The organism is Pseudomonas sp. MWU13-3659 (genome assembly GCF_023757525.1).
GTDB lineage: Bacteria > Pseudomonadota > Gammaproteobacteria > Pseudomonadales > Pseudomonadaceae > Aquipseudomonas > Aquipseudomonas entomophila_E.
This window is the reverse complement of the sequence record NZ_JAMSHW010000041.1, coordinates 1-22,124: the sequence shown is the minus strand read 5'-3', so window position 1 is coordinate 22,124 and position 22,124 is coordinate 1. Positions and strand designations below refer to the sequence as shown.

Below are 22,124 nucleotides of genomic sequence, written 5' to 3'. Positions count from 1 at the left end.
GTAGGAGCGGGTTTACCCGCGATGCAGGCACCTCGGTGCAGGGGCACCGGCTACGCCGGTGTTCGCGGGTAAACCCGCTCCTACAACCGCCATGGCTGCCAGGTGCAAGCACGCTGGCAGCCACGGGCAAGACCCACCCCGCCTTTCCACGCGCTAATGCTCCGTCGCCGTGCGACACCTGCCTCCACAACAACGCGGCCCCAAGACCGCACATAACGAACGAGGAACGATCCATGCGTCTCACCCCACGCCGTACCGTCCTGGCCCTGGCCTTGCTGGCTTCGACCCAGGCCACGTCGGCCCACGAGCTGTACGCCGACGACGACACCCACCTGAACGCCGACCTGCTCGCGGTCTGGGGCATGTTCAACAGCCGCCACAACTATGACGGCACGCCCGGTGGCTCGACCTGGCGCGAGGGCTTCATCAAATACGGCCTGAGCGGCGACCAGGGCCTGGCCGGCCATGGCAGCCTGTACGGTGCGCTGAACTGGGTGAGCTCCGGCGCCTGGGGCGACGGCGATGCCGGAGGCAACCAGGATGGCTCCGAACGCACCACCAAGATCGAGGATGCCTACCTGGGTTGGCGCTCCGGCGCGCTGTTCCCGCTGCTGGGCCAGGATGGCGTGGACATTTCCGGTGGGCGCCAGGTGATCCGCCTGGGCAGCGGCTTCCTGATCAACGACGATGGCCCCAACCTGGGTAAAGGCCCGGCCGATGGACACCTCAATCGAGGCGGCGGTTTCTACCTCGGCGCCCGGCATGCCTTCGACCGCACGGCGGTGCTGCGCCTTGGCGGCAAAGAGGGTTTGCACGGCAGCGTGCTCTGGCTCAAGTCCGACAACCGCGCCCAGGCCGAGACCGAACTGGCCGCCGGCACCCTGGACTACACCCACGCATTGGGCACCCTGGGCCTGACCTACATCCACGGCATCGATGTCGCCGACCAGTGGGCCAGCGATTTCCAGAAGGCCCGCGAAGGCATGGATGTGTACAGCCTGCGCGGTGAAGGCAACGCTGGCCTGGCCAATACCCGCCTGGCCTTCGAATACGCCTGGCAGGACAAGCGTGGCGGCCGGGAAACAGCCTGGTACGCCGAGGCCGGCTACACCTTCGCCGAGGCGCCGTGGGCGCCGCAGCTGACCTACCGCTACACCCGCTACTCAGCGGGTTGGGACCTGCTGTTCACCGGCCTGTCCGGCGGTTACGGCACCTGGATCCAGGGCGAGGTGGCGGGCAACTATGCCGGGCCGTTCAACACCAACAGCGGCATCCACCATGTCGGTTTGAAAGCCACGCCACGGGACGACGTTACCGTGGGTGCGCTGTTCTTCGACTTCAATACCGTGCGCACCCGCGACACCCTGAACCTGGATGCCCAGGAACTGGACCTGTATGTGGAATGGGCGGTGAACGAGCACCTGATCGTCACCCCGCTGTTGGGGCTGTTCAAACCGCGCAAGGACCAGAGCGATGGTGGGAATCAGGTGGGGAGCGGGACCAACGTGTACAGCCAGTTGACGGTAGCGGTGCCGTTCTGATCAGCGGTTCGCCAGCAAGCTGGCTCCTACAGGTTCACCGCGTACCCGTAGGAGCCAGCTTGCTGGCGAACCGTTCACAACTAACCCAGCAACAGTCGCAGGTCAGCACCGGCCTCGCTCAACGGCGGGCACCAGTAGTAGCCGCCGCTCAGCGGCCGGCTGAAGCGGTACAAACCATCGATCACACCATCTTCCAGCCCGCTCATGCGGCGCAGTTGCACTTCGAAGGCATCGAACGAATACCCCAGCGCCACAAACGCCAGACCCGCGCCGCGCTCGTCGGCCCAGGCCACCGAGCGGCGAACGATGAACGCCTCGGGCTCAAAGCTCTCCTGGGCAGTGCGCTTGACGTGGGCCGACTCCGGCGCGTCGTCGAGCTCCTCGTTATCGCTCAGGCGGCGGCCGATGATGTTGTCCTGCTCGCCCTGGGGCAGCGACTTGAAGTAGTTCAGGTCGTGCTTCCACAGCTGGAAGGCGGCAAAGCTCGAACCCGCCAGGCCCGGCACATCGCCCGGCACGATGGCAGCGGCGACGGCGTCTGCGTCCACCGGGTTCTCGGTGCCGTCTTCGTAGCCGGTCAGGTCATGGCCACCGCGGTGCAGGAAGCCATCGACGCTGTCCACCAGGCGCAGGGCCGGCGCCAGGGCCTGTTGCAGCGCCTGGGCGCGCAGGAACAGCTCGCCGCGCTCCTCGCCGCGCAGCCACAGCCACAGGGCGTGCTGGGTGGCCGGGTTCTCCACCACCGCGTCCAGTTGCGGGAAGCTGCGCAGGCCAGGTACTTCGCGGCCCAGGGCCTTGGCCAGCGGCGCGCCGACGGCGAGGACCAGGGTTTTACCGTCGACCTGCGGCAGCAATTGGTCCAGGACGGCGGGCAAGGCCTCGACCGCGTCGAGGGCGAAGAACAGGTGGCGGGCATGGGCCGGCACCGGTGTGGCAAGCAGACCTGGCTGGAACGGCATGACAGGCTAATCCTCGGCAAAAGCGGGAATGCTACTGCGCCGGGCGCGGCATCGCAACGCGACCCAGGGCCGCTGCACCGCGCCGGTTTAGTAACAAACGGTTACCAAGAAAGGCGTATTGCGATTAGCCATCGTTCCAGCGCCACCTAGACTCCCGGGATCCTTCGCCCGAGAGACCGCCCATGACCGCCTCGCCGCTGCTCACCGCCGTCCTGCCCCTCGCCCTGGGCATCATCATGCTGGGCCTGGGGTTGTCGCTGACCCTGGCCGACTTCGCCCGGGTGGTCAAATACCCGAAACCCGTGGTGATCGGGTTGACCTGCCAGATCCTGCTGCTGCCGCTGGTGTGTTTCCTGATCGCCAACGGCTTCGGCCTGGAGTCGGCGCTGGCAGTGGGCCTGATGCTGCTGGCCGCCTCGCCGGGCGGCACCACCGCCAACCTGTTCAGCCACCTGGCCCATGGCGACGTGGCGCTGAACATCACGCTCACTGCGGTCAATTCGCTGATCGCCATCCTCACCATGCCGTTGCTGGTGAACCTGTCGCTGGCCTGGTTCATGGAATCCGACCAGGCCATCCCGCTGCAATTCGCCAAGGTCATGCAGGTGTTCGCCATCGTCCTGCTGCCGGTGGCGCTGGGCATGCTGATCCGCCATTTCGCGCCACGCTTCGCCGCGCGCATGGAGAAACCGATGAAGCTGGTGGCGGCCTTGTTCCTGGCCTTCACCATCGTGCTGGCGCTGGCCAAGGACTGGCAGACGGTGGTCGAGTACGCGCCCGTGGTGGGTGGCGCCGCGCTGCTGTTCAACCTGCTGAGCCTGGGGGTGGGCTACTGGGTGCCGCGGTTGCTGAGCATCCCCCGGCGCCAGGCGATCGCCATCGGCATGGAGATCGGCATTCACAACGGCACCCTGGCCATCGCCCTGGCCCTGAGCCCGACGCTTTTGAACAACGCGACCATGGCGGTGCCAGCGGCGATCTATAGCCTGATCATGTTCTTCACGGCGGCGGGGTTTGGCTGGTGGGTGAGCCGCGGGCAAAAGGCCGGGATTGCGCATAGCACAGGGGCTCTGTAGGAGCGGCTTCAGCCGCGATGCAGGCAACGCGGTGCATGGCACCCGCTTCGCGGGTGTTCGCGGCTGAAGCCGCTCCTACAGGCCCTGGCGCCGCTTCAGCTGTTGCTTCAACACCCGCAACGGCGGCGCATAGAAGAACCCGAACGAAACACTGCCCTCGCGCCCCTTCACCGCGTGGTGCAGCCGATGCGCCCGGTACAGGCGCTTGAGGTAGCGATTGACCGGCTTCGGCGCCCGTGGCCAATGGCGGTGAAAGAAACCATCATGGGCCAGCACATAGGCCACGCCATACCCGGCCACGCCACCGCCGACCCACTGCAACGGCGCATGCCCGGCCTTGCCCAGCGCCACCAGCGCCGTGGCAATCAGCCCGAGTGCGAGCAGATACAGGTCGTTGGTTTCCAGCATGCCCAGCTGCGGTTCATGGTGCGAGCGGTGCAGCCACCAGCCCCAGCCATGCATGACGTACTTGTGGGCCAGCGTGCCGACGCCTTCCATGGCCACCAGGGTGCCGAACAGGATGGCGAGGTTGAACAACATGAGACGATCCGGGGGGGTGGCAACGAAAGGCGCAAGGGTAACATTGCCGGCAGGTCATTCGGAGGGATTTTCCATGAAGGATGTACACGCCTCGGCCAGCACCGGCTTCACCCGCCAGTCGGGCAACTACGAGCAGGGCCGGCCGGACTACCCCATCGCGCTGCTGGACTGGCTGCGCGACACACTCGGCGTCGGCAACGGCACGACGGTGCTGGACCTGGGTGCCGGCACCGGCAAGTTCACCCGCCTGCTCACCCCGTTGGCAGCACGCCTGACGGCGGTGGAACCGGTGGCCGCCATGCGCGAGCGCTTCCATGAGCAACTGCCCGATGTACCCGTGCTCGAAGGCACCGCCCAGCACATGCCGGTGGCCGACGCCAGCCAGCAGGTGCTGGTCTGCGCCCAGGCCTTCCACTGGTTCGCCGATGCCGTCGCCCTGGCCGAGATGCACCGCGTGCTGGCGCCCGGCGGTCGCCTTGGGCTCATCTGGAACGTGCGCGACGAAACGGTGGACTGGGTGGCGCGCATCACCGAGATCATCACTCCCTACGAAGGCGACACGCCACGCTTTCACACCGGCCGCTGGCGCGAGGCTTTCGACGGCCGCTGGTTCGGCGCGCCAACCCTGACCACCCTGCCCCATGTCCACGAAGGCAGCCCACAGACCGTGATCATCGAGCGGCTGCGCTCGGTCAGCTTCATCGCCGCCCTGCCCCAGGCCGAGCAGGACAAGGTCATGGCGCGCCTGCAGGACCTGATCGACCACCACCCCGACCTCAAGGGTCGCGAGCGTATCGCCTTCCCCTACCAGACCCAGGCCTACCACTGCCAGCGCCTGGATTAACCGGATTGTCATGTTCCGCGCCTTGACCCGACGACGGTCGAGGCGTATGGTCCGCCGCGCACTCAAGCATCCCCTCAACAGGAGCCCCCTGCATTGGACAGTAGCCCCAGTCGATTGCGACAGGCCCACACGGCGAGCTAGTCCGGCAGCGTTCCTGCCACTGTCTCGCCGCACACGGTAGACGGTGGTTTCCTCCAGCCCTCCACGGCTGAGCATCCCCTTCCCCTGAGCGTTGCCCTCCGGCATCGCGCGTGGTCCTGCGCATTCCTCGTTTTCAATCGCGCCGTCTTCAGCCGGCGCCAGTGCGGGCCATTGCCCGCGCAATGGAGTTCGCTATGGATTGGAAAATCTTCCTGCTGCGCGTGAGCGTGGCCCTGCTGCTCGGTGCCTTGATCGGTGCCGAGCGTCAACTGCGCCAGCGCCTGACTGGCCTGCGCACCAACGCGCTGGTGAGCACCGGCGCCTGCCTGTTCGTGCTGATGACCCAGGCGGTGCCGGGCATGGCGCCCACCGATGCCTCGCGCATCGCCGCCTACGTGGTGTCGGGCATCGGCTTCCTCGGTGGTGGCGTGATCATGCGCGACGGTTTCAACGTACGCGGCCTGAACACCGCCGCCACCCTCTGGTGCACCGCGGCGGTGGGCGTGCTGTGCAGCCTCGGGCTGCTGCTCGAGGCATCGCTGGGCAGCCTGGTGGTGCTGTGCGCCAACATCCTGCTGCGCGATATCGCCCAGCGCCTGGACCGCCAGGACATGGTGCCGGCCAGCGAGGTCGAGCAGCGCTTCGAAGTGCGCATCGTCTGCCGCGCCGAGGACGAGATCCAGGTGCGCAGCCTGATGCTGCACAGCCTGAGCGACCCAGGCCTGCGCCTGCAATCGCTGCACAGCGAGGACCTGGCCGACCCGGCACGCCTGGAAGTGCGTGCAGAACTGCTCGGCACGCCCCAGGCGCCTACCGCGCTGGAGCGGCTGGTCAGCCGGGTCAGCCTGGAGAAGGGCGTGAGCTCGGTACGTTGGCAGTTGCAGCGCCAGGTGCACGATACCGACTAAGCATCGCTGCGCAGGTGGCGCTCCCTGAGTTCCTGGCGCTCCTTGGCCTCGATGCTCAGGGTCGCGGTGGGGCGTAGCAGCAATCGACGCAGGCCGATGGGTTCGCCGGTTTCGGCGCACCAGCCGTAGTCGCCCCGGGCCAGGCGTTCCAGCGCCTGGTCGATCTTGTCGAGCAGCTTCTTCTCGCGCTCCAGCGAGCGCAGTTGCCAGTGGCGCTCCTCCTCGGCGCTGCCGAGGTCGGCTGCGTCGCTGTGCACTTCCTGTTCACGCAGGGCGCTGAACTCCTGTTCGATGCGCGCTTGCAGGTCGCGGCGCTGGGCCAGCAGCAGGTTACGGAAGAACTGGCGCTGGGGTTCGCTCATGTAGGCGTCGGTGGATTGCTGTAGCAGTTGGTCTTCGGTCATGGGGGTTACTCCTGTTTCTTGGGTCTGCTGTGCAGCCCTTTCGCGGTACAAGGCCGCTCCTACCCGTCCCCTGTAGGAGCGGCCTTGTGCCGCGAAAGGGCCGCAGAGCGGCCCCGGCTTCAATTACCGGTCGAACATCAGTGGCAGGCCCTGGCAGTGCTGCTGTAGGCGCCCTTGGTGCCAGGCCAGTTGCCCGGACACCACGGTGCTGCGCACCACATGGTGGAAGCTGCGCGACTGGAACGGCGTCCAGCCGCAACGGGCCAGCACCGGGTCGTCGGCCACCGCGCGCGGCGTGTCCAATCGCTCGACCAGGGCAAGGTCGGCCCAGTACCCTTCGCGCAAGAAACCACGCTCGCGGATGGCGAACAGTTCGGCCACCGCGTGGCTGGTCTTGGCCACCACCTGCGCCATGCTCAATACGCCCTCACTGACCAGTTCGAGTGCTGCCGGCAACGCGTGCTGCACCAACGGCAAGCCGGACGGCGCGCGGCTGTATCGCTGGCGCTTCTCTTCCAACGTGTGCGGCGCATGGTCGGTGCCGATCACATCGATGCGGTCGTCGACCAGGGCCCGGCGCAAGGCGTCGCGATCGCTGCGGGTCTTGATCGCCGGGTTGCACTTGATCAGGTGGCCGAGGCTGGCGTAGTCGCCGTCGTCGAACAACAGGTGATGCAGGCACACCTCGGCGGTGATGCGTTTGCCCGCCACCGGGCCCGGCCGGAACAGCGCCAGCTCGCGGGCGGTGGTCAGGTGCAGCACATGCAGCCGGGTACCGAAGCGCCGGGCCAGCTCGACCGCCAGGCTGGACGAGCGATAGCAGGCCTCGGCGTCACGGATCAGCGGGTGTGCCGCAGGCGGGATGAATTCGCCGTGGTGCGCCTGCCAGCGGGCTTCGTTTGCCAGGATGCTCGGGGTGTGCTCGCAGTGGGCCAGCAGCAGGGTCGGGGTATAGATGAACAGCTTTTCCAGCACCTGCGGGTCGTCCACCAGCATGTTGCCGGTGGAGGCGCCCATGAACACCTTGACCCCGGCGACCTCGCGCGGGTCCAGCGCGGCGATGGTGTCGAGGTTGTCGCGGCTGACGCCGAAGTGAAAGCCATAGTTGGCCAGGGAACTGGCCGCCGCCCTGCGCTTCTTGTCCGCCAGGGCTTCGAGCGTCAGGGTCGGCGGGTGGGTGTTGGGCATGTCCATGAAACTGGTGATGCCCCCCGCCACCGCCGCCCGCGACTCGCTGGCGATGCAGCCCTTGTGCGGCGCGCCCGGCTCGCGAAAGTGCACTTGGTCGTCGATCATCCCAGGCAGCAGCCAGGCGCCCTTGGCATCGATCTCGCACCGCGCCCGGGCGCCTTCCAGGCTGCCGGCGATGCGTTCGATCCGGCCATGGCGCACCAGCAGGTCGCCTTCGAATTCACGCCCTTCATTGACCATGCGCGCATTGCGCAGCAACAGCTCGTCCATGCTCAGAACTCGTTGCGCAGGGCCTTGTAGCCCTGCACCAGGTCGATATTGGTGCGCGCCACGTCCTCGGAGAACTCGGCTGCCGAGACGCTGACCGGTGGAAAGCGGCCCAGGTCGGTATGCGGGCCGATGTGCTCGGTGGGCGGCACGTAGAAGCGTGCGGGCAGGTCACGGCCATCGACCACCGAGTTGTGCCGCACCACGCTGCCATCGCCGACCCGGCAGTTGAACAGCACGCTGTTGAAGCCGATGAACACCCGGTCGCCGACCTGGCAAGGGCCATGCACGATGGAGCGGTGGGCGATCGAGCTGAACTGGCCGATGCGCACCGCCGCGCCGGACTTGGAGTGGATGACCACGCCGTCCTGGATATTGGAGTTGGCGCCGATGACGATCGGCTGCATGTCGCCGTCGGCGTCCACCTCGTCGGCGCGGATCACCGCGTAGGGGCCGACGAAGACGTTGTCGTGGATGACCACCTTGCCGCAGATGATCGCGGTCGGGTCGATGTAGGCCGACTCGGCGATGTCGGGGAGGTGGCCGGAGGGGTTTCTGCGGATCACGAGAGCAGTCCTGAGGGAAAGAAGGCAGTCAATTGTTATATTATAACATTTATTTCGCAAGCACCCTTGCCCTCTGTAGGAGCGGCTTCAGCCGCGATAAAAGCACCGCAGTGCCTGGCACCCGCTGCGCGGGTGATCGCGGCTGAAGCCGCTCCTACGGAGGGCGTACCAGATCAATGGTTTGCCAGCGAACATCGGCCACTCGCTTTGCGGCACAATCGCCAGGCAACCCCGTGCCCACGTAACGAGTACCGTTCATGACCATCCGCCCCACCCTCGCCCAGGACCTGACACTGCTCCCCGCCCTCGAACGCTCCGCCGCCCAGGCGTTCAGGCAATACCCTGCCCTGGCCTGGCTGGCTGACAGCGACGTGATGGATGAGGCGGAACATGCTCGGTTCCAGGCCGAAGGTGGCAGTTGGGTCGCCGTGAACGACCAGGACCAGCCGCAGGGTTTCCTCTGCGCCGCCGTAGTCGGCGACAACCTGCACATCCACGAACTGTCGGTGTGCCAGGAAGCCCAGGGCCAAGGGCTCGGCCGGCAATTGCTCGACCAGGCGATCCAGACGGCCCGGGCAGCAGGATTGCGCGCGGTGACGCTGACCACCTTCGCCGAAGTGCCCTGGAATGCGCCGTTCTATGCCCGCCTTGGCTTCGAGGTGCTGACAACCGGGCACCTGGACGAGCGCTTGGCCGCGATCCTTGCCGAGGAGCGTGCGCACGGCCTGGAGGGGCGCTGCGCCATGCGCCTGCCCCTCGCTGCCTAGGGGCTGCCGCGTACCCCGGCCGGTACACTCCCGGCCATGCAGTAGCGATCCCGCCCCTGGCGTTTTGCCGTGTACAGCGCCTCGTCCGCCGCCGTGATCAGGTTCTCCGGGATGACGCTCTCCAGCGAAGGCGCCACCACCGCGATACCGGCACTGGCCGACACCCGCCCCAACGGGCTGCCCAGGTGCTCGATGGCCGCACGGCGCAACGCTTGCAGGATTTCCTGGACGATCAGGCCGGCGCCCTGGGTGTCGGTGTCCGGCAGCAGCAACGTGAACTCCTCCCCGCCATAACGCACCGCCAGGTCGCCCGGGCGCTTGAGCGACTGGCGCAACAACTCGCCGAAACGCCGCAGGCAGGCATCCCCCGCCGGGTGGCCATAACGGTCGTTGTAGGGCTTGAAGTGATCCAGGTCGAGCATCACCAGCGCCAGTGAATGCCCCTGGCGCCGCGCACGGCGGATCTCGGGTTCGAGCACCGCATCCAACCGGCGACGGTTGCCCAACCCGGTGAGGCTGTCGGTCAAGGCCATGGCCTTGAGCGTCTGGTGCGCCTGGTGCAGGGCGCGCTCGATGGCGATCCGCTCGCGCAGCTGGCGCAATACCACCCAGCCAAAGCCGGCCAAACCGATCAGCAACAGCACCAGCACCGCCACCGACTTGAGCATGTCGTGGCGCCAGGGGGCGATGATCGACTCACGCGACAACCCTGCCTCCACTACCAGCGGATAGCTCGACAGCACACGGAAGGCATACAGCCGCGGCGTGCCATCGACCACCGCCACCGCTTCGGCCACGCCTTCGCTGGCGTAGGGCAGGTGGTTGCGGAAGATCTCGCTGGCCGCCAGGCTCCTGCCGATCACCTGCTCGACAAAGGGCCTGCGCACGAGAATCGTGCCGTCGCGCATGGCCAGCACCAGCGCGCCGCGCTCGTCGATCTTGAAGTCGCCGTAGTAGCGCACGAACCAGTCGACCTTGATGGTACCCAGCAGCACCCCGGCGAAACTGCCGTCGGAGTAGTCCAGGCGCCGCGAGATGGGGATGATCAGGTCGCCGGTGGAGCGGCTGCGCACCACCGTACCGATGCGCACCTGGCGGTCCGGGTGGGTGCGGTGGTAGATGAAATAGTCGCGGTCGGCGTTGTTGGCGCCGGGGGGCACTGCGTCTTTGTCGGTGACGATCCAGCTGCCGTCGGGGGCGTAGACGAACAACCCATGCAACTGCGGGATGATTGCCGCCTGCTGCTTGAGCAAGGCGTGCAGCCGGGGCCGGTCGATATGATCGAAACCATCGCCCTCCAGGCGCTCGGCCAACGCGGCGGTGATGGCGTCGACCTGGCGAATGGCATCCTCGGCGTGCTGGGCGGTGGCGCGTGCCAGGTTGGTCACCGCACGGTCGGCGTTGATGAACGCCTGCCGATAGTCGCGCCAGATCCGCCAGCCCTCGATCAGCACGAAGGCCAGCATCACCACCGCCATGAAGCACAGCACCAGGCGGAACAGTGCCGTCGCCCTGCCCTCGCTGGTCACCGCGTAGACACCGTCCTCGGTCGTGTTCCTGGCTGCACCCATTGAAATCCCTTGCCATCTCGCATTTGCCGCCCATGACTATAGTCCAGGCGCTCGCAGGCAAAAAAAGGCCCCGGGACACGCGGTCCAGGGGCCGAGGTGGCTGGAATGCCCAACCAAAGGAGGTCTTTGTCTGTCTGTAGGAGCCAGCTTGCTGGCGAACCGGCCAACCGCCGACACGACCTGTTCGCCAGCACGCTGGCTCCTACCGGGTGTCACGTCACATTTGCGTCGGCCAGCCGCCACCCAGGGCGCGGAACAGATCGACCAGGGCCAGCTGGTGCTGGGTACTGGCCTCGATGTAGGTCGCTTCGTTCACATAATTGCTGCGCTGGGCGTCGAGGTAGCGCAGGTGGTTGTCCACCCCGCCCTCGTAGCGTGCCTTGGCCAGTGCCACGGTCGCCTGGCTGGTGTCGGCCAGGGCCCGGCGCGCGGCTTCTTCACGGCGCAGGGTGTCGGTGGCGGCCAGGGCGTCGGCCACTTCGCGGAAGGCGGTCTGGATCGTGCCTTCATAGGCGGCCACCGCCGAGTCCTTGCGCGCCTCGGCCAGGCTCAGGTTGGCCTTGTTGCGCCCGGCGTCGAACAGCGGCAGCGACAGTTGCGGCATGAAGCTCCAACTGCGCGAGCCGCCATCGAACAGGCCGGACATCTGCGCACTCGAGGTGCCGAAGCTGCCGGTCAGGCTGATCCGCGGGAAGAACGCCGCCCGCGCCGCGCCGATATCGGCGTTGCGCGCCCGCAGCCGGTGCTCGGCGGCGAGGATGTCCGGGCGCCGTTCGAGCAGCGCCGACGGCGCGCCCGGGGCGATGTCCTGCAGCACCATGGGCGCGGCGGAACGCTCGGCCGGAATGGCCTTGGCCGCGTCCGCGCTGCCCAGCAGCAGCACCAGGGCGTTGTAGGCCTGGCGCTGCTGGCGCACGGTGGTTTCCAGCTCGGCCCGCGACTGCTCGACCAGCCCCAGGGCTTCCTGGTGGTCGAGGGCGGTGGCGGTGCCGGCCGAACGGCGCTGGCCGACCAGGGCCAGCGAGTCCTCGCGGCTGGCCAGGGTCTGGCGGGTCAGGGCCTGGCGGCGCTCGGCGCCGTCGAGGGTCAGGTAGGCCTGGCTGACCTCGGCGACCAGGGCGACGCGCGCGGCGCGCCCGGCCTCTTCGGTGGCCAGGTACTGTTCCAGCGCCGCGTCGCTCAAGCTCTTCACCCGGCCGAACAGGTCCACCTCGTACTCCGGCAGCGACAGCCCCACCTGGTAGGTGCTGCTCACCCCCTCGCGGCCATCGCTGGCCAGCTCCGCCGGCAGGTGCTGGCGGTTACCCGAGGCCCCGGCGTTCAGGCCCGGCACCCGGTCGGCGCGCTGGATGCGGTACTGCGCGCGGGCCTGCTCGATGTCCAGCAGGGTCTGGCGCAGCGAACGGTTGTTGTCCAGCGCGGTGGCGACCAGCTGGCGCAGCGTCGGGTCGACGATGAACGCCTGCCAGTCCAGGTGCTCCACCGCCCGGCCCTGGTGGGCCGCCGCGTCGCCCCACTGGGCCGCGACCGGCGCCTCGGGGCGCAGGTAGGTCGGCGCCAGCGAGCAACCGGCCAGGGCGAAGGCCAGCGCACAGGGCAAAACGAAATTACGCATGTCCATCACTCCACGGCCTCGACCGCATGTTTCACAGGGGCAGGCTTGCGCTTGAGCAGCGTCAGCACGAAGACGAAGCAGATCGGCACGAACACCACGCCCAGCAAGGTGGCGCTGAGCATGCCGCCAATCACCCCGGTACCGATGGCGCGCTGGCTGGCCGCGCCGGCGCCGGTGGCGATGGCCAGCGGCACCACGCCGAGGATGAAGGCCATGGAAGTCATCACGATCGGGCGGAAACGCAGGCGCGCGGCCTCGATGGCGGCGTCACGCAAGCTGTAACCCTTCTCCCACAGTTCCTTGGCGAACTCGACGATGAGGATGGCGTTCTTCGCCGCCAGACCGATGATGGTGATCAGGCCGACCTTGAAGTACACGTCATTAGGCAGCCCGGTTAGCATCACCGCCCACACCGCGCCCAGGGCGCCGATCGGCACGATCAGCATCACCGTCAACGGGATCGCCCAGCTTTCATACAGGGCCACCAGCAGCAGGAACACCACCAGGATGGCCAGGGCGAACAAGGCCGTTGCCTGGCCGCTGGAGACCTTCTCCTGATACGAAAGGCCGGTCCAGGCGTAGCCGATGCCAGGCGGCAGCTCGCTGACCAGGCGCTCCATCTCGGCCATGGCCTGGCCGGTGCTGAAGCCCGGGGCGGCGTCGCCGGCGATACGGATCGACGGGTAGCCGTTGTAGCGCACCAACTGCACCGGGCCCTCTTCCCATTTCGTGGTGACGAAGGCGCTGAATGGCACCTGCTCGCCACTGGCGTTGGGCGCATACAGGCGCAGCACGCTTTCCGGCGTCATCCGCTCGCCCTGCTCGGCCTGCACCACCACGCGCTGCTGGCGCCCGGCGTTGGTGAAGTCGTTGATCACCGCCGAACCGAAGGCGGTGGCCAGGGTGCTGTTGATGGTCTCGAAGCTCACGCCCAGGGCGCGGGCCTTCTCGCGGTCGATCTGCACCCGCAGCTGCGGTGCTTCGGCCAGGCCTTCCATCATTGCGTAGAGGATCACCGGGTTGCCGTTGGCGCGGGCCAGCAGTTGGTCACGGGCCGCCAGCAGTGCTTCGCGGCCCAGGCCGCCACGGTCCATCAGGCGCAGGGCGAAACCACCCGAGTTGCCCAGGCCGTCGATCGGCGGTGGCATGACCGCCGTGATGGTGCCGTCGCCATTGGCCGCGAACTGGGCGTTGATGGCGGCGGTTTCCGCCTCCGCCGACTGCTCCTGGCCACGCACGGACCAGTCCTTGAAGGTGGGGAACGCCAGCGCGGCGTTGTCACCCTGGCCCGAGAAGCTGAAGCCGCTGACGATGAACGAGCTGGCCACCGCCTCGCGGGACATCAGGAACTTCTCCAGGCCTTCGGCGGTGTGGTCGGTACGCACCCGGCTGGCGCCCGGTGGCAGTTGCACGTCGACGATGCTGTAGCCCAGGTCCTCGGACGGCACGAAGGCTTCCGGCAGACGCAGGTAGGAGTAGCCGAGCACCACCAGGATGCCGACATAGGCCAGCATCCAGCGGCCGGCGCGGGCCACCAGGGCGCTGTTCATCAGCGAGTAGCGCTCGGTCAAGCGGGCAAAGCTGCGGTTGAAGGCGCCGAAGAAGCCGCCCTTCTCGTGGTGCCCGTGGGGCACCGGCTTGAGCAGCGTGGCGCACAGCGCCGGGGTGAAGGTCAGGGCCAGGAAGCCGGAGAACAGGATCGACACCGCCAGCGACACGGAGAACTGCTGGTAGATCACCCCCACCGAACCGGACATGAACGCCAGTGGCAGGAACACCGCCGCCAGCACCAGGGTGATGCCGATGATCGCCCCGGACACCTGCCCCATCGCCTTGACCGTGGCCGCCGCCGGCGACAGGCCTTCCTCGGCCATCAGCCGCTCGACGTTCTCCACCACCACGATGGCGTCGTCCACCAGGATGCCGATGGCCAGGACCATGCCGAACATGGTCATCATGTTCACCGAGAAGCCCAGCAGCTTCATCACCATCAGCGTGCCCAGCAGGCACACCGGCACCACGATCGACGGGATCAGGGTGTAGCGCACGTTCTGCAGGAACAGGAACATCACCAGGAACACCAGCACCATGGCTTCGATCAGGGTGTGGATCACCTTCTCGATGGCGACGTCGACGAAGCGCGAGGTGTCGTAGGGTACCGAGTACTCGACGCCTTCGGGGAAGAACTGCGACAGCTCTGCCAGGCGTTCCTTGACCAGGGTGGCGGTCTGGATGGCGTTGGCGCCGGGCGCCAGCTGCACCGCGCCGGCCACGGCCGGGTGGCCGTCCAGGCGCGAGGACAGGTTGTAGTTCTCGCTGCCGATGGCCAGGCGCGCGACATCACCCAGCAGCACGCGGGAGCCGTCCGGGTTGACGCGCAGGACGATGCCGGCGAACGCCTCGGGGGTGTCGAGGGTGCCCTGCACCGCCAAAGTCGCGGTCAGTTCCTGCTCGCTGGCCCCCGGGGTGCTGCCGAAACTGCCGGCCGGCACCTGGACGTTCTGGCCACGGATGGCATTGTTGATGTCGTCAATGGACAGGCCATAGCCCACCAGCTTCTGCGGGTCGACCCAGACCCGCATCGCCGCTTCCGAGGCGAAGAACTGCAGCTTGCCGACGCCGGGCACGCGCAGCAGTTCGTTGTTGATGTTGCGCACCGCGTAGTCGGCCAGGGCCGTGGTATCGCCGCCGTCGCTGACCTTGCTGGTCAGGGCGTAGATCAGCAGGAAGCCGGAGCTGGCCTGCTCGACTTTCAGGCCCTGGGTCAGCACGGCCTGGGGCATGCGCGCCTCGGCTTTCTTCAGGCGGTTCTGCACGTCGACCTGGGCCATGTCCGGCTTGGTGCCAGGCTCGAAGGTCACCAGCACCTCGGCGACGCCGTTGGAGTTGTTGGTGGACTCGTAGTACAGCAGGCCCTTGGCGCCGTTGAGCGACTCTTCGACGATACTGGTCACCGACTCCACCAGCACCTTGGCTGAAGCGCCCGGATAGGTAGCGGTGATGGAGATCTGTGGCGGTGCCACGCTGGGGTACTGGGCCACCGGCAGCGCCGGGATCACCAGCAGGCCGGCCAGGGAAATGAACAGCGCCATGACCCAGGCGAAGTTCGGCCGATTAATGAAGAACTTGGACATCTCGCTACCCTCGCCTTATTGCGCCGCGGCTTGTTGCGCCTGGGCCAGGCTGACCGGCATGCCGGGGGCCAGGCCCGCCGGGCTGCCGACGATGACCTGGTCACCGGCGCGCAGGCCCTCGGTGATCTGCCAGCGCGCGCCCTGCATCACGCCGGTGCGCACGCTGCGCGCCTCGGCCAGGTTGCCGGTGCCCACCACCATCACCCGCGCCTCGCCATCACTGCCGCGCTGCACGGCGCGTTGCGGCACGAGAATGGCCTGCTGGTCGGTACCCTGGGGGGTGCGCACGCGCACGTACATGCCCGGCAGGAGAATGCCGTCGGCGTTGTCGAAGCGCCCGCGCAGGCTGACCTGGCCGGTGCCACGGTCGACCGCCACGTCGGTGAACATCAGCGCGCCCTGGCGCTGGTAGTCGGTGCCTTCGACCTGGGCCGTCAGCGCCTTGTCGTCGCCACCGGCCAACGCGCCGTCCTTCAAGGCCTGGCGCAGGCGCAGGGCGTCGGCGGCGGACTGGGTGAAGTCGACGTAGATCGGGTCGAGCTGCTGGATACGCGCCAGCAGCGTGGCATCGCCCTGCCCCACCAGCGCCCCTTCGGTGGCCAGGGCACGGCCGATGCGCCCGGAGATCGGCGCGGTGACCGTGGCGTAACCCAGGTTCAGGCGCGCGGTCTGCACGTCGGCCTGGGCCGAACGCACGGCGGCCTGGGCGCTGCGCAGCTCGGCGGTGGCGCTGTCGAAGTCCTGCTGGCTGACCGCCTCGATCTTGACCAGCGGCTCGTAGCGCTTGACCCGCGCCTGGGCTTCCTGCTGCACCGCCTGGGCACGTGCCTGGTCGCCCTCGGCCCGCGCCAGGGCGGCCTTGAACGGTGCCGGGTCGATCTGGAACAGCACGTCGCCGGCCTTGACGTCGGCGCCCTCTTCGAAACGCTTGTGCAGGACGATACCGGCCACCCGGGCACGCACCTCGGCGACCCGCATGGGCTCGACCCGGCCCGGCAGGGTCGAGGCCAGGGCCAACGACTCGCCGGCCACGGTCACCACCTCCACCGGATACACCACGTCGGCCGCGGCCTGCGGCTGATCCGCCGCGTCACAGCCCGACAGCGCGATCGCCGCCGTCAGCAGGCTGACCATCCCAATTGCACGCAAGTTGCCCATGAATTTCACCCGAGCCTTTGATTTGAAAACGGCGCGAATGGTACTCACGAAGCCTTATTGAGTCAATTTAGTCTCATTTGAATCTACTGTTAAAGTTTGTAAACGCGATGGCCGGTCGTCGCCTCGCGGCACCCTTGGCCATGGGCAGGCGTCAAATGAGCACACTGGACTCAGGAGAACGCCCATGGCCCTGCACGCCGTCGCCACCCTCGCCGAGCTCGATGAGCAGCGCCCGCTGCGAGTCCAGGCCGGTACCGAAGAGGTCATCCTGGTGCGCCACGGCGACCAGGTGCGCGCCTACCAGGGCAACTGCCCCCATGCCGGAGCGCCCCTGGAAGAAGGGGTGGTCTGCGCCGGCCTGCTGGTCTGCCCCTGGCACAAGGCGGCGTTCGCCGTGGACGAAGGCGCGGTGTGCGAGCCGCCGGCGCTGGCCGACCTGCGCCGCTACCCGGTGCAGCTCAAGGAGGACCAGGTCTGGGTGGACGACCAACCGCTACCCAGGGCCGACCCGCCCCTGCACAGTGATGCCCGCACCTTTGTCGTCATCGGCGCGGGCGCGGCGGGCAGCGCCGCCGTGGCGACCTTGCTGGGCCATGGTTTCGGCGGGCGGCTGGTGTGGATCGACCAGGAGCCGCAAAGCGCCTACGACCGCACCGCCCTGAGCAAATTCGTCATTGCCGGGCAGATGCCCCCTGACGAAGTGCCGTCGCTGCTGGAGCCTGACGCGCTGCGCCGGGGCCAGTTGCAACGCCTGCACGCCAAGGTCCGCTCGTTGGATGTCGAAAAGCGCGAGATCGCGCTCGCCGACGGCAAGTCGCTGAAGTACGACGCCGCCCTGCTGGCCACCGGCGGCAAACCGCGGCGCCCGGACCTGCCTGGCGCGCAGTTGCCCGGCATCTGCGTGCTGCGCTCGCGGGAAGATGCCGCGCGCCTGCTCGACCTGGCCGAACCCGGCCAGCCGGTGGTGATCGTCGGGGACGGGTTCATCGGCCTGGAAGCCGCCTCGGCCCTGTGCAAGTACGGCTTGCAGGTGCATGTGGTCACGCGCCATACGGTCCCATTGGTCAAGCAGCTGGGTGAGCGCATTGGCCGAACGCTGCGTGAACTCCATGAACGCAAGGGCGTGGTGTTCCACGGCCCGACCGAAGTGACCGCCTTTGAGGGCAAGGAACGGGTCGAGGCGGTAGTGCTGGCCAACGGCGAACGGCTGGCCACCCCGCTGGTGCTGCTGGGCACCGGCGTCTCCCCGGCCACGCGCTATGTGCAGGGTTTGCCCCTGGGCGAGGACGGCGCCATCGAAGTCGACGCCCATCTGCACGCCAGCGACGGCCTGTGGGCAGCCGGCGATATCGCCCGCTTTCCCCTCGCCGGCCGCCCGGTGCGCATCGAGCACTGGCGCTTGGCGCAGCAGCACGGTGTGATCGCCGCCGCCAACATGCTCGGTGAGCGGCGCCGCTATGACGACGTGCCGTTCTTCTGGACCTACCAGCACGGGCGCACCTACGAGGTGCTGGGGCATGGCCGCTACTGGAACCGCATCGAGTTCGTCGGCGAGCCGGAGCACGGCGACTTTATTGCCCTGCAGTGCATCGACGACGAGGTCGAGGCCGTGATTGCCAAGGGTTACTCGGACGCCATGGCCATGTTGTCGCAGCGGATGAAGCGCCCACTGTCCAGCCGCGAAGCCCGCGAGCTGATCGACACCACTAGCCACATAACTCAATGATTCGGCACAACCTCTGTAGGAGCGGCTTTAGCCGCGATCACCCGCGAAGCGGGTACCGGGCACCGCGTCGCCTCTATCGCGGCTGAAGCCGCTCCTACAGGCAACCCTGTTCCACGGCCCTTTCAAACAGGGGCGGTTATGTGTAAAACCACTGGATCACATCGCCTGACAAGGACCCGCGAGCATGATCTACCGCCCCCTCGGCCACTCTGGCCTGCAAGTCTCGGCCCTCACCCTGGGCAGCATGATGTTCGGTGAGCAGACCAGCACCGAAGACGCGCTGCGCATCATCGACAAGGCCTGGGACCAGGGCATCAACTTCATCGACACCGCCGACGTGTACAACGGCGGGCGCTCGGAAGAGATCGTCGGCGAGGCGGTGACGCGCAACCGGCAGGACTGGATCGTCGCCTCGAAAGCCGGCTACGGCCCAGTCGACGGCGTACCCAACCGCAGCGGCCTGTCGCGCAAGCACCTGTTCAATGCCCTCGAAGCCAGCCTCACGCGCCTGGGCAGCGACTACCTGGACATCTACTACCTGCACCGCGAGGACCACGCGGTGCCGCTGGAGGAAACCGTGCGCGCCATCGGCGACCTGCTGGCCCAGGGCAAGATCCGCTACTGGGGCGTGAGCAACTTCCGCGGCTGGCGCATCGCCGAGATCTGCAACGTCGCCGAACGCCTGGGCGTGGCCAAGCCGGTGGTCAGCCAGCCGCTGTACAACATCGTCAACCGCCAGGCCGAGCCCGAACAGCTCACCGCCGCCGCCTACCACGGCCTGGGCGTGGTGCCGTTCAGCCCCCTGGCCCGTGGTGTGCTCAGCGGCAAGTACGCGCCGGGCTCGACACCGGACGCCGGCAGCCGCGCCGGGCGCCAGGACAAGCGGATCATGGAAGTGGAATGGCGCCAGGAGTCGCTGGCCATCGCCCAGAAGATCCACGCCTACACCGAGGCCAAGGGGGTCGGTATCGTCGAGTTCGCCATTGCCTGGGTGCTGAACAACCGTCTGGTCAGCTCGGCCATCGTCGGGCCGCGCACCGAGGCGCAATGGGACACTTATGCCGGGGCGCTGGAAATCAAGATTACGGCCGAGGACGAAGCCTTCATCGATTCACTGGTAACGCCGGGGCATGCCTCGACGCCTGGGTTCAACGATGTGGCGCATTTCGTGACCGGGCGTTTGCCGAGGGCTTGATGGTGGCATAGGACCTGTAGGAGCGGCTTCAGCCGCGATGGGGCCGTCGCGGTTGTATGGCACCCGCTTTGCGGGTGATCGCGGCTGAAGCCGCTCCTACAGGGGGCAACGCCAATTGGGGAGCCAGGCGCCGGGGTACCGGTCCCCCCTTTCCCCAATCACCTCGGTATCGTGCGCGCCATCGAATCAACTTTCCGATGGAGCCCCGATGAAACTCTTCGAACCCCTCAAACTCGGCCCTCTGACACTGCCCAACCGGGTCTTCATGGCACCGCTTACCCGCCTGCGCAGTCTGGAACCCGGCGATGTGCCGACGCCACTGATGGCCGAGTACTACCGCCAGCGCGCCAGCGCCGGGCTGATCATCAGCGAAGCCACGCAGATCTCCTTCCAGGCCAAGGGCTATTCCGGTTCGCCGGGCATCCACACCCCCGAGCAGATCGCCGCCTGGCGCCGGGTCAACGACGGCATCCACGCCGACGGCGGCCACAGCGCCGTGCAGGTCTGGCACACCGGCCGCGTATCGCACACCTCGCTGCAACCGAACGGCGACGCGCCCGTGGCGCCTTCCGCGCTGCCGGCCAACGCCCGGACCTCGCTGCGTGACGAAAACCGCAAGGTGATCCGCGTCGAAACTTCCGTGCCACGCGCCCTGAGCGAAACCGAGATCGCCGCGATCGTCACCGACTTCGGCCAAGCCGCCGCCAATGCCCGCGAGGCCGGCTTCGACTTCATCGAACTGCACGCCGCCCATGGCTACTTGCTGCACCAGTTCCTCACCCCCAGCGCCAACATTCGTGACGACCGCTACGGCGGCAGTGTCGAGAACCGTGCGCGTATCGTGCTCGAAGCGGTGGACGCCGCCATCGCCCAGTGGAGTGGCGACCGGGTGGGCATCCGCATCTTCCCGCTGGGTGGTTTCAATGGCGTCGACAACGGCGAGGATCAGGAGGCTGCCGGGCTGTACCTGATTGGTGAGCTGGCCAAGCGCAACCTGGCCTACCTGCACCTGTCCGAACCGGACTGGGCCGGTGGCCAGCCACTGCGCGATGAATTCCGCGAGGCGATTCGCGCGGTGTATCCAGGCGTGATCGTGGCGGCGGGCGCCTATACCACCGAAAAAGCCGAAGACTTGCTCAGCCGTGGGCTGATCGATGCGGTGGCATTCGGCCGTGCGTTCATTGCCAACCCGGACCTGGTGGAACGCCTGCGGCTGCAGGCGCCGCTGAACGAGCATCGGGCGCAGTTCGACTATGCCAACGGGGCCGAGGGGTATACGGACTATCCATTCCTGAAGCAGGCCTGAATACAGCGAGGGCGCCGCAAGCGCCCTTCTTCTCCTCAAACCTTATGCGATCCTGGTAGGAGCCAGCCTTGCTGGCGAACACCGGCAAGGCCGGTGCCAAACACCGTGGTGAATTCCTCAGTTTGCTGGCATTGTGCACCTTTCCCCCGCGCAAAGGACGCGCACCATGGCCCTGCACCTCTGGTTGACCTTCTCCTTCGCCTACCTGCTGACCTCGCTCATCCCCGGCCCCAACGTCCTGCTGACCGTGCGCAATGCCCTGCGCCACGGCCCCTCCGGCATGGGCATGACCTTGTTCGGCAACCTCACCGCGCAACTGCTGACCATCACCGCCGTGGCCATGGGCGTGGGCGCGCTGTTGATCTCGCTGCCCACGGCATTCCTGGTGCTGAAGCTGGCTGGCGCCGGCTACCTGATCTATCTCGGCCTGCGCCAACTGCTGACGCCCGGCAGCCCTGCCGCTCCGGCTGCCCAGACGGTCGCAACGCCACCCCAGACGCAATGGCGCATCGCCGTCGAGGCCTTCCTGGTTTCCGTGAGCAACCCTAAGACCCTGGTGTTCTTCTGCGCCTTCCTGCCGCAGTTCCTCGAGCCCGGCCGGCCGATCTTCGGCCAGTTCGCGGCGATGTACCTGAGCGGCTCGCTGATCGTCTGCCTGGTGCACTCGTTCTACTGCTTCACCGCCTACCGCTTCGGCGTGCGCCTGAAAGCCTCGCCCCTGGCCGCCTGGTTCAAGCGGGCCACCGGCGCGCTGTTCATCGGCCTGGGCGTGCGTCTGCTCAACGTCAGGGCGGTGTAGGCCTCGCTCGCGTTTGCGCGAAGAGGCCGGCACCTTTCAGTTCAGTTCAGCCAGAGCCTGCGCCGTAAAAGCGTGTGATCGTTGCCGTGCCAGCGGATCATGCATCCGGCAATCGATCATCAGCTCATCGGCGCCCGTCTGCTCGATCAACGCACGCAACCCTTCGCGAACCCGCTGCGACCCACCGGCGATGGTGCAGGCCATCACCTGCTCCAGCACCGCCCGTTCATGCCCGGGCAAGCCTTCGACATAACGCTCCTGGGGCTTGGGCAGCAGCCCGTGGCGCCCGACATGCAGGTCGAGCATCCACTTGCGGTGCGAACTGGCCAGGTAGTCAGCCTCAGCGTCGCTGTGCGCCGCGAAGATGTTCACGCCCACCATCACATACGGCTTGGCCAATTGCGCAGAGGGCTGGA

At 67.4% G+C, this 22,124-nt stretch carries 19 protein-coding genes; 9 read left to right on the top strand and 10 right to left on the bottom strand.

Annotation, left to right across the window (positions count from 1 at the left end; translation table 11 throughout):
* The first annotated feature begins 233 nt into the window (after window positions 1–233).
* Complete coding sequence (locus tag NGM28_RS26260) at window positions 234–1,541, top strand: alginate export family protein (RefSeq protein ID WP_252092265.1); 1,308 nt, start codon at window positions 234–236, stop codon at window positions 1,539–1,541.
* An 80-nt stretch (window positions 1,542–1,621) separates the two neighbouring features.
* Here the strand turns inward: NGM28_RS26260 and NGM28_RS26255 are convergent, their stop codons facing one another.
* Window positions 1,622–2,500, bottom strand: a complete 879-nt coding sequence (locus tag NGM28_RS26255; protein WP_252092263.1) for a Dyp-type peroxidase — start codon at window positions 2,498–2,500, stop codon at window positions 1,622–1,624.
* 182 nt (window positions 2,501–2,682) lie between these two features.
* Here NGM28_RS26255 and NGM28_RS26250 point away from each other — a divergent pair, with 182 nt between their 5' ends.
* Window positions 2,683–3,576 carry a bile acid:sodium symporter family protein gene (locus NGM28_RS26250; RefSeq protein WP_252092261.1) on the top strand — a complete coding sequence of 298 codons (894 nt, stop codon included), beginning with the start codon at window positions 2,683–2,685 and terminating at the stop codon, window positions 3,574–3,576.
* A 75-nt stretch (window positions 3,577–3,651) separates the two neighbouring features.
* Here NGM28_RS26250 and NGM28_RS26245 read toward each other — a convergent pair whose 3' ends face one another.
* Window positions 3,652–4,116, bottom strand: a complete 465-nt coding sequence (locus NGM28_RS26245) for a sterol desaturase family protein (protein WP_252092259.1) — start codon at window positions 4,114–4,116, stop codon at window positions 3,652–3,654.
* A gap of 73 nt (window positions 4,117–4,189) precedes the next feature.
* On the opposite strand from NGM28_RS26245, the gene NGM28_RS26240 reads away from it, so the two are divergent.
* Both NGM28_RS26240 and NGM28_RS26235 read left to right on the top strand, forming a co-directional pair.
* Entirely contained in the window at window positions 4,190–4,960 is a 771-nt protein-coding gene (locus NGM28_RS26240) for a class I SAM-dependent methyltransferase (RefSeq protein ID WP_240066095.1), read from the top strand.
* A gap of 335 nt (window positions 4,961–5,295) precedes the next feature.
* Window positions 5,296–6,009 carry an MgtC/SapB family protein gene (locus NGM28_RS26235; protein WP_252092257.1) on the top strand — a complete coding sequence of 238 codons (714 nt, stop codon included), beginning with the start codon at window positions 5,296–5,298 and terminating at the stop codon, window positions 6,007–6,009.
* On the opposite strand, the gene dksA is transcribed toward NGM28_RS26235, so the two are convergent.
* The 3 genes from dksA to NGM28_RS26220 form a co-directional block, all read right to left on the bottom strand.
* Window positions 6,006–6,413 (bottom strand): RNA polymerase-binding protein DksA, encoded by a 408-nt coding sequence (gene dksA, locus NGM28_RS26230; protein ID WP_252092255.1) that lies wholly within the window; start codon window positions 6,411–6,413, stop codon window positions 6,006–6,008. The two genes, NGM28_RS26235 and dksA, sit on opposite strands and share 4 nt — an antisense overlap.
* Window positions 6,414–6,536: 123 nt before the next feature.
* Window positions 6,537–7,874: a dihydroorotase gene (locus tag NGM28_RS26225; RefSeq protein ID WP_252092253.1), complete on the bottom strand. Its 1,338-nt coding sequence runs from the start codon at window positions 7,872–7,874 to the stop codon at window positions 6,537–6,539.
* A 2-nt stretch (window positions 7,875–7,876) separates the two neighbouring features.
* A complete protein-coding gene (locus NGM28_RS26220; protein ID WP_252092252.1) occupies window positions 7,877–8,437 on the bottom strand; it encodes a gamma carbonic anhydrase family protein in 561 nt (186 codons plus the stop codon).
* A gap of 257 nt (window positions 8,438–8,694) precedes the next feature.
* Between NGM28_RS26220 and NGM28_RS26215 the strand changes: the two genes are divergently transcribed.
* On the top strand, window positions 8,695–9,204 hold the full coding sequence (locus NGM28_RS26215; protein WP_240066090.1) for a GNAT family N-acetyltransferase: 510 nt from the start codon (window positions 8,695–8,697) through the stop codon (window positions 9,202–9,204).
* On the opposite strand, the gene NGM28_RS26210 is transcribed toward NGM28_RS26215, so the two are convergent.
* The 4 genes from NGM28_RS26210 to NGM28_RS26195 form a co-directional block, all read right to left on the bottom strand.
* Window positions 9,201–10,775, bottom strand: a complete 1,575-nt coding sequence (locus tag NGM28_RS26210) for a sensor domain-containing diguanylate cyclase (RefSeq protein WP_240066089.1) — start codon at window positions 10,773–10,775, stop codon at window positions 9,201–9,203. The two genes, NGM28_RS26215 and NGM28_RS26210, sit on opposite strands and share 4 nt — an antisense overlap.
* Window positions 10,776–10,992: 217 nt before the next feature.
* Window positions 10,993–12,396 carry an efflux transporter outer membrane subunit gene (locus NGM28_RS26205; RefSeq protein WP_252092250.1) on the bottom strand — a complete coding sequence of 468 codons (1,404 nt, stop codon included), beginning with the start codon at window positions 12,394–12,396 and terminating at the stop codon, window positions 10,993–10,995.
* Window positions 12,396–15,524, bottom strand: a complete 3,129-nt coding sequence (locus tag NGM28_RS26200; RefSeq protein WP_252092247.1) for a multidrug efflux RND transporter permease subunit — start codon at window positions 15,522–15,524, stop codon at window positions 12,396–12,398. Before NGM28_RS26200 ends, NGM28_RS26205 begins: the two co-directional genes overlap by 1 nt.
* A gap of 15 nt (window positions 15,525–15,539) precedes the next feature.
* Entirely contained in the window at window positions 15,540–16,682 is a 1,143-nt protein-coding gene (locus tag NGM28_RS26195) for a MexC family multidrug efflux RND transporter periplasmic adaptor subunit (protein WP_252092245.1), read from the bottom strand.
* A gap of 184 nt (window positions 16,683–16,866) precedes the next feature.
* Here NGM28_RS26195 and NGM28_RS26190 point away from each other — a divergent pair, with 184 nt between their 5' ends.
* The 4 genes from NGM28_RS26190 (at window position 16,867) to NGM28_RS26175 (ending at window position 21,708) form a co-directional block, all read left to right on the top strand.
* Window positions 16,867–18,408: an FAD-dependent oxidoreductase gene (locus tag NGM28_RS26190; RefSeq protein ID WP_252092243.1), complete on the top strand. Its 1,542-nt coding sequence runs from the start codon at window positions 16,867–16,869 to the stop codon at window positions 18,406–18,408.
* Between the two features lie 184 nt (window positions 18,409–18,592).
* A complete protein-coding gene (locus NGM28_RS26185) occupies window positions 18,593–19,603 on the top strand; it encodes an aldo/keto reductase (protein ID WP_252092241.1) in 1,011 nt (336 codons plus the stop codon).
* 208 nt (window positions 19,604–19,811) lie between these two features.
* Window positions 19,812–20,909 (top strand): alkene reductase, encoded by a 1,098-nt coding sequence (locus tag NGM28_RS26180; RefSeq protein ID WP_252092239.1) that lies wholly within the window; start codon window positions 19,812–19,814, stop codon window positions 20,907–20,909.
* Window positions 20,910–21,075: 166 nt separating this feature from the next.
* Entirely contained in the window at window positions 21,076–21,708 is a 633-nt protein-coding gene (locus tag NGM28_RS26175; protein ID WP_252092238.1) for a LysE family translocator, read from the top strand.
* Window positions 21,709–21,744: 36 nt separating this feature from the next.
* Here NGM28_RS26175 and NGM28_RS26170 read toward each other — a convergent pair.
* Window positions 21,745–22,124 (bottom strand): LLM class oxidoreductase (locus NGM28_RS26170; RefSeq protein WP_502943915.1); only part of this gene is annotated, 380 nt, incomplete at its 5' end.

Coding starts and splice junctions, on each gene's coding strand:
- NGM28_RS26260 (WP_252092265.1), top strand. CDS start 234: ATGCGTCTCACCCCACGCCGTACCGTCCTGGCCCTGGCCTTGCTGGCT.
- NGM28_RS26255 (WP_252092263.1), bottom strand. CDS start 2,500: ATGCCGTTCCAGCCAGGTCTGCTTGCCACACCGGTGCCGGCCCATGCC.
- NGM28_RS26250 (WP_252092261.1), top strand. CDS start 2,683: ATGACCGCCTCGCCGCTGCTCACCGCCGTCCTGCCCCTCGCCCTGGGC.
- NGM28_RS26245 (WP_252092259.1), bottom strand. CDS start 4,116: ATGTTGTTCAACCTCGCCATCCTGTTCGGCACCCTGGTGGCCATGGAA.
- NGM28_RS26240 (WP_240066095.1), top strand. CDS start 4,190: ATGAAGGATGTACACGCCTCGGCCAGCACCGGCTTCACCCGCCAGTCG.
- NGM28_RS26235 (WP_252092257.1), top strand. CDS start 5,296: ATGGATTGGAAAATCTTCCTGCTGCGCGTGAGCGTGGCCCTGCTGCTC.
- dksA (WP_252092255.1), bottom strand. CDS start 6,413: ATGACCGAAGACCAACTGCTACAGCAATCCACCGACGCCTACATGAGC.
- NGM28_RS26225 (WP_252092253.1), bottom strand. CDS start 7,874: ATGGACGAGCTGTTGCTGCGCAATGCGCGCATGGTCAATGAAGGGCGT.
- NGM28_RS26215 (WP_240066090.1), top strand. CDS start 8,695: ATGACCATCCGCCCCACCCTCGCCCAGGACCTGACACTGCTCCCCGCC.
- NGM28_RS26210 (WP_240066089.1), bottom strand. CDS start 10,775: ATGGGTGCAGCCAGGAACACGACCGAGGACGGTGTCTACGCGGTGACC.
- NGM28_RS26205 (WP_252092250.1), bottom strand. CDS start 12,396: ATGGACATGCGTAATTTCGTTTTGCCCTGTGCGCTGGCCTTCGCCCTG.
- NGM28_RS26200 (WP_252092247.1), bottom strand. CDS start 15,524: ATGTCCAAGTTCTTCATTAATCGGCCGAACTTCGCCTGGGTCATGGCG.
- NGM28_RS26195 (WP_252092245.1), bottom strand. CDS start 16,682: ATGGGCAACTTGCGTGCAATTGGGATGGTCAGCCTGCTGACGGCGGCG.
- NGM28_RS26190 (WP_252092243.1), top strand. CDS start 16,867: ATGGCCCTGCACGCCGTCGCCACCCTCGCCGAGCTCGATGAGCAGCGC.
- NGM28_RS26185 (WP_252092241.1), top strand. CDS start 18,593: ATGATCTACCGCCCCCTCGGCCACTCTGGCCTGCAAGTCTCGGCCCTC.
- NGM28_RS26180 (WP_252092239.1), top strand. CDS start 19,812: ATGAAACTCTTCGAACCCCTCAAACTCGGCCCTCTGACACTGCCCAAC.
- NGM28_RS26175 (WP_252092238.1), top strand. CDS start 21,076: ATGGCCCTGCACCTCTGGTTGACCTTCTCCTTCGCCTACCTGCTGACC.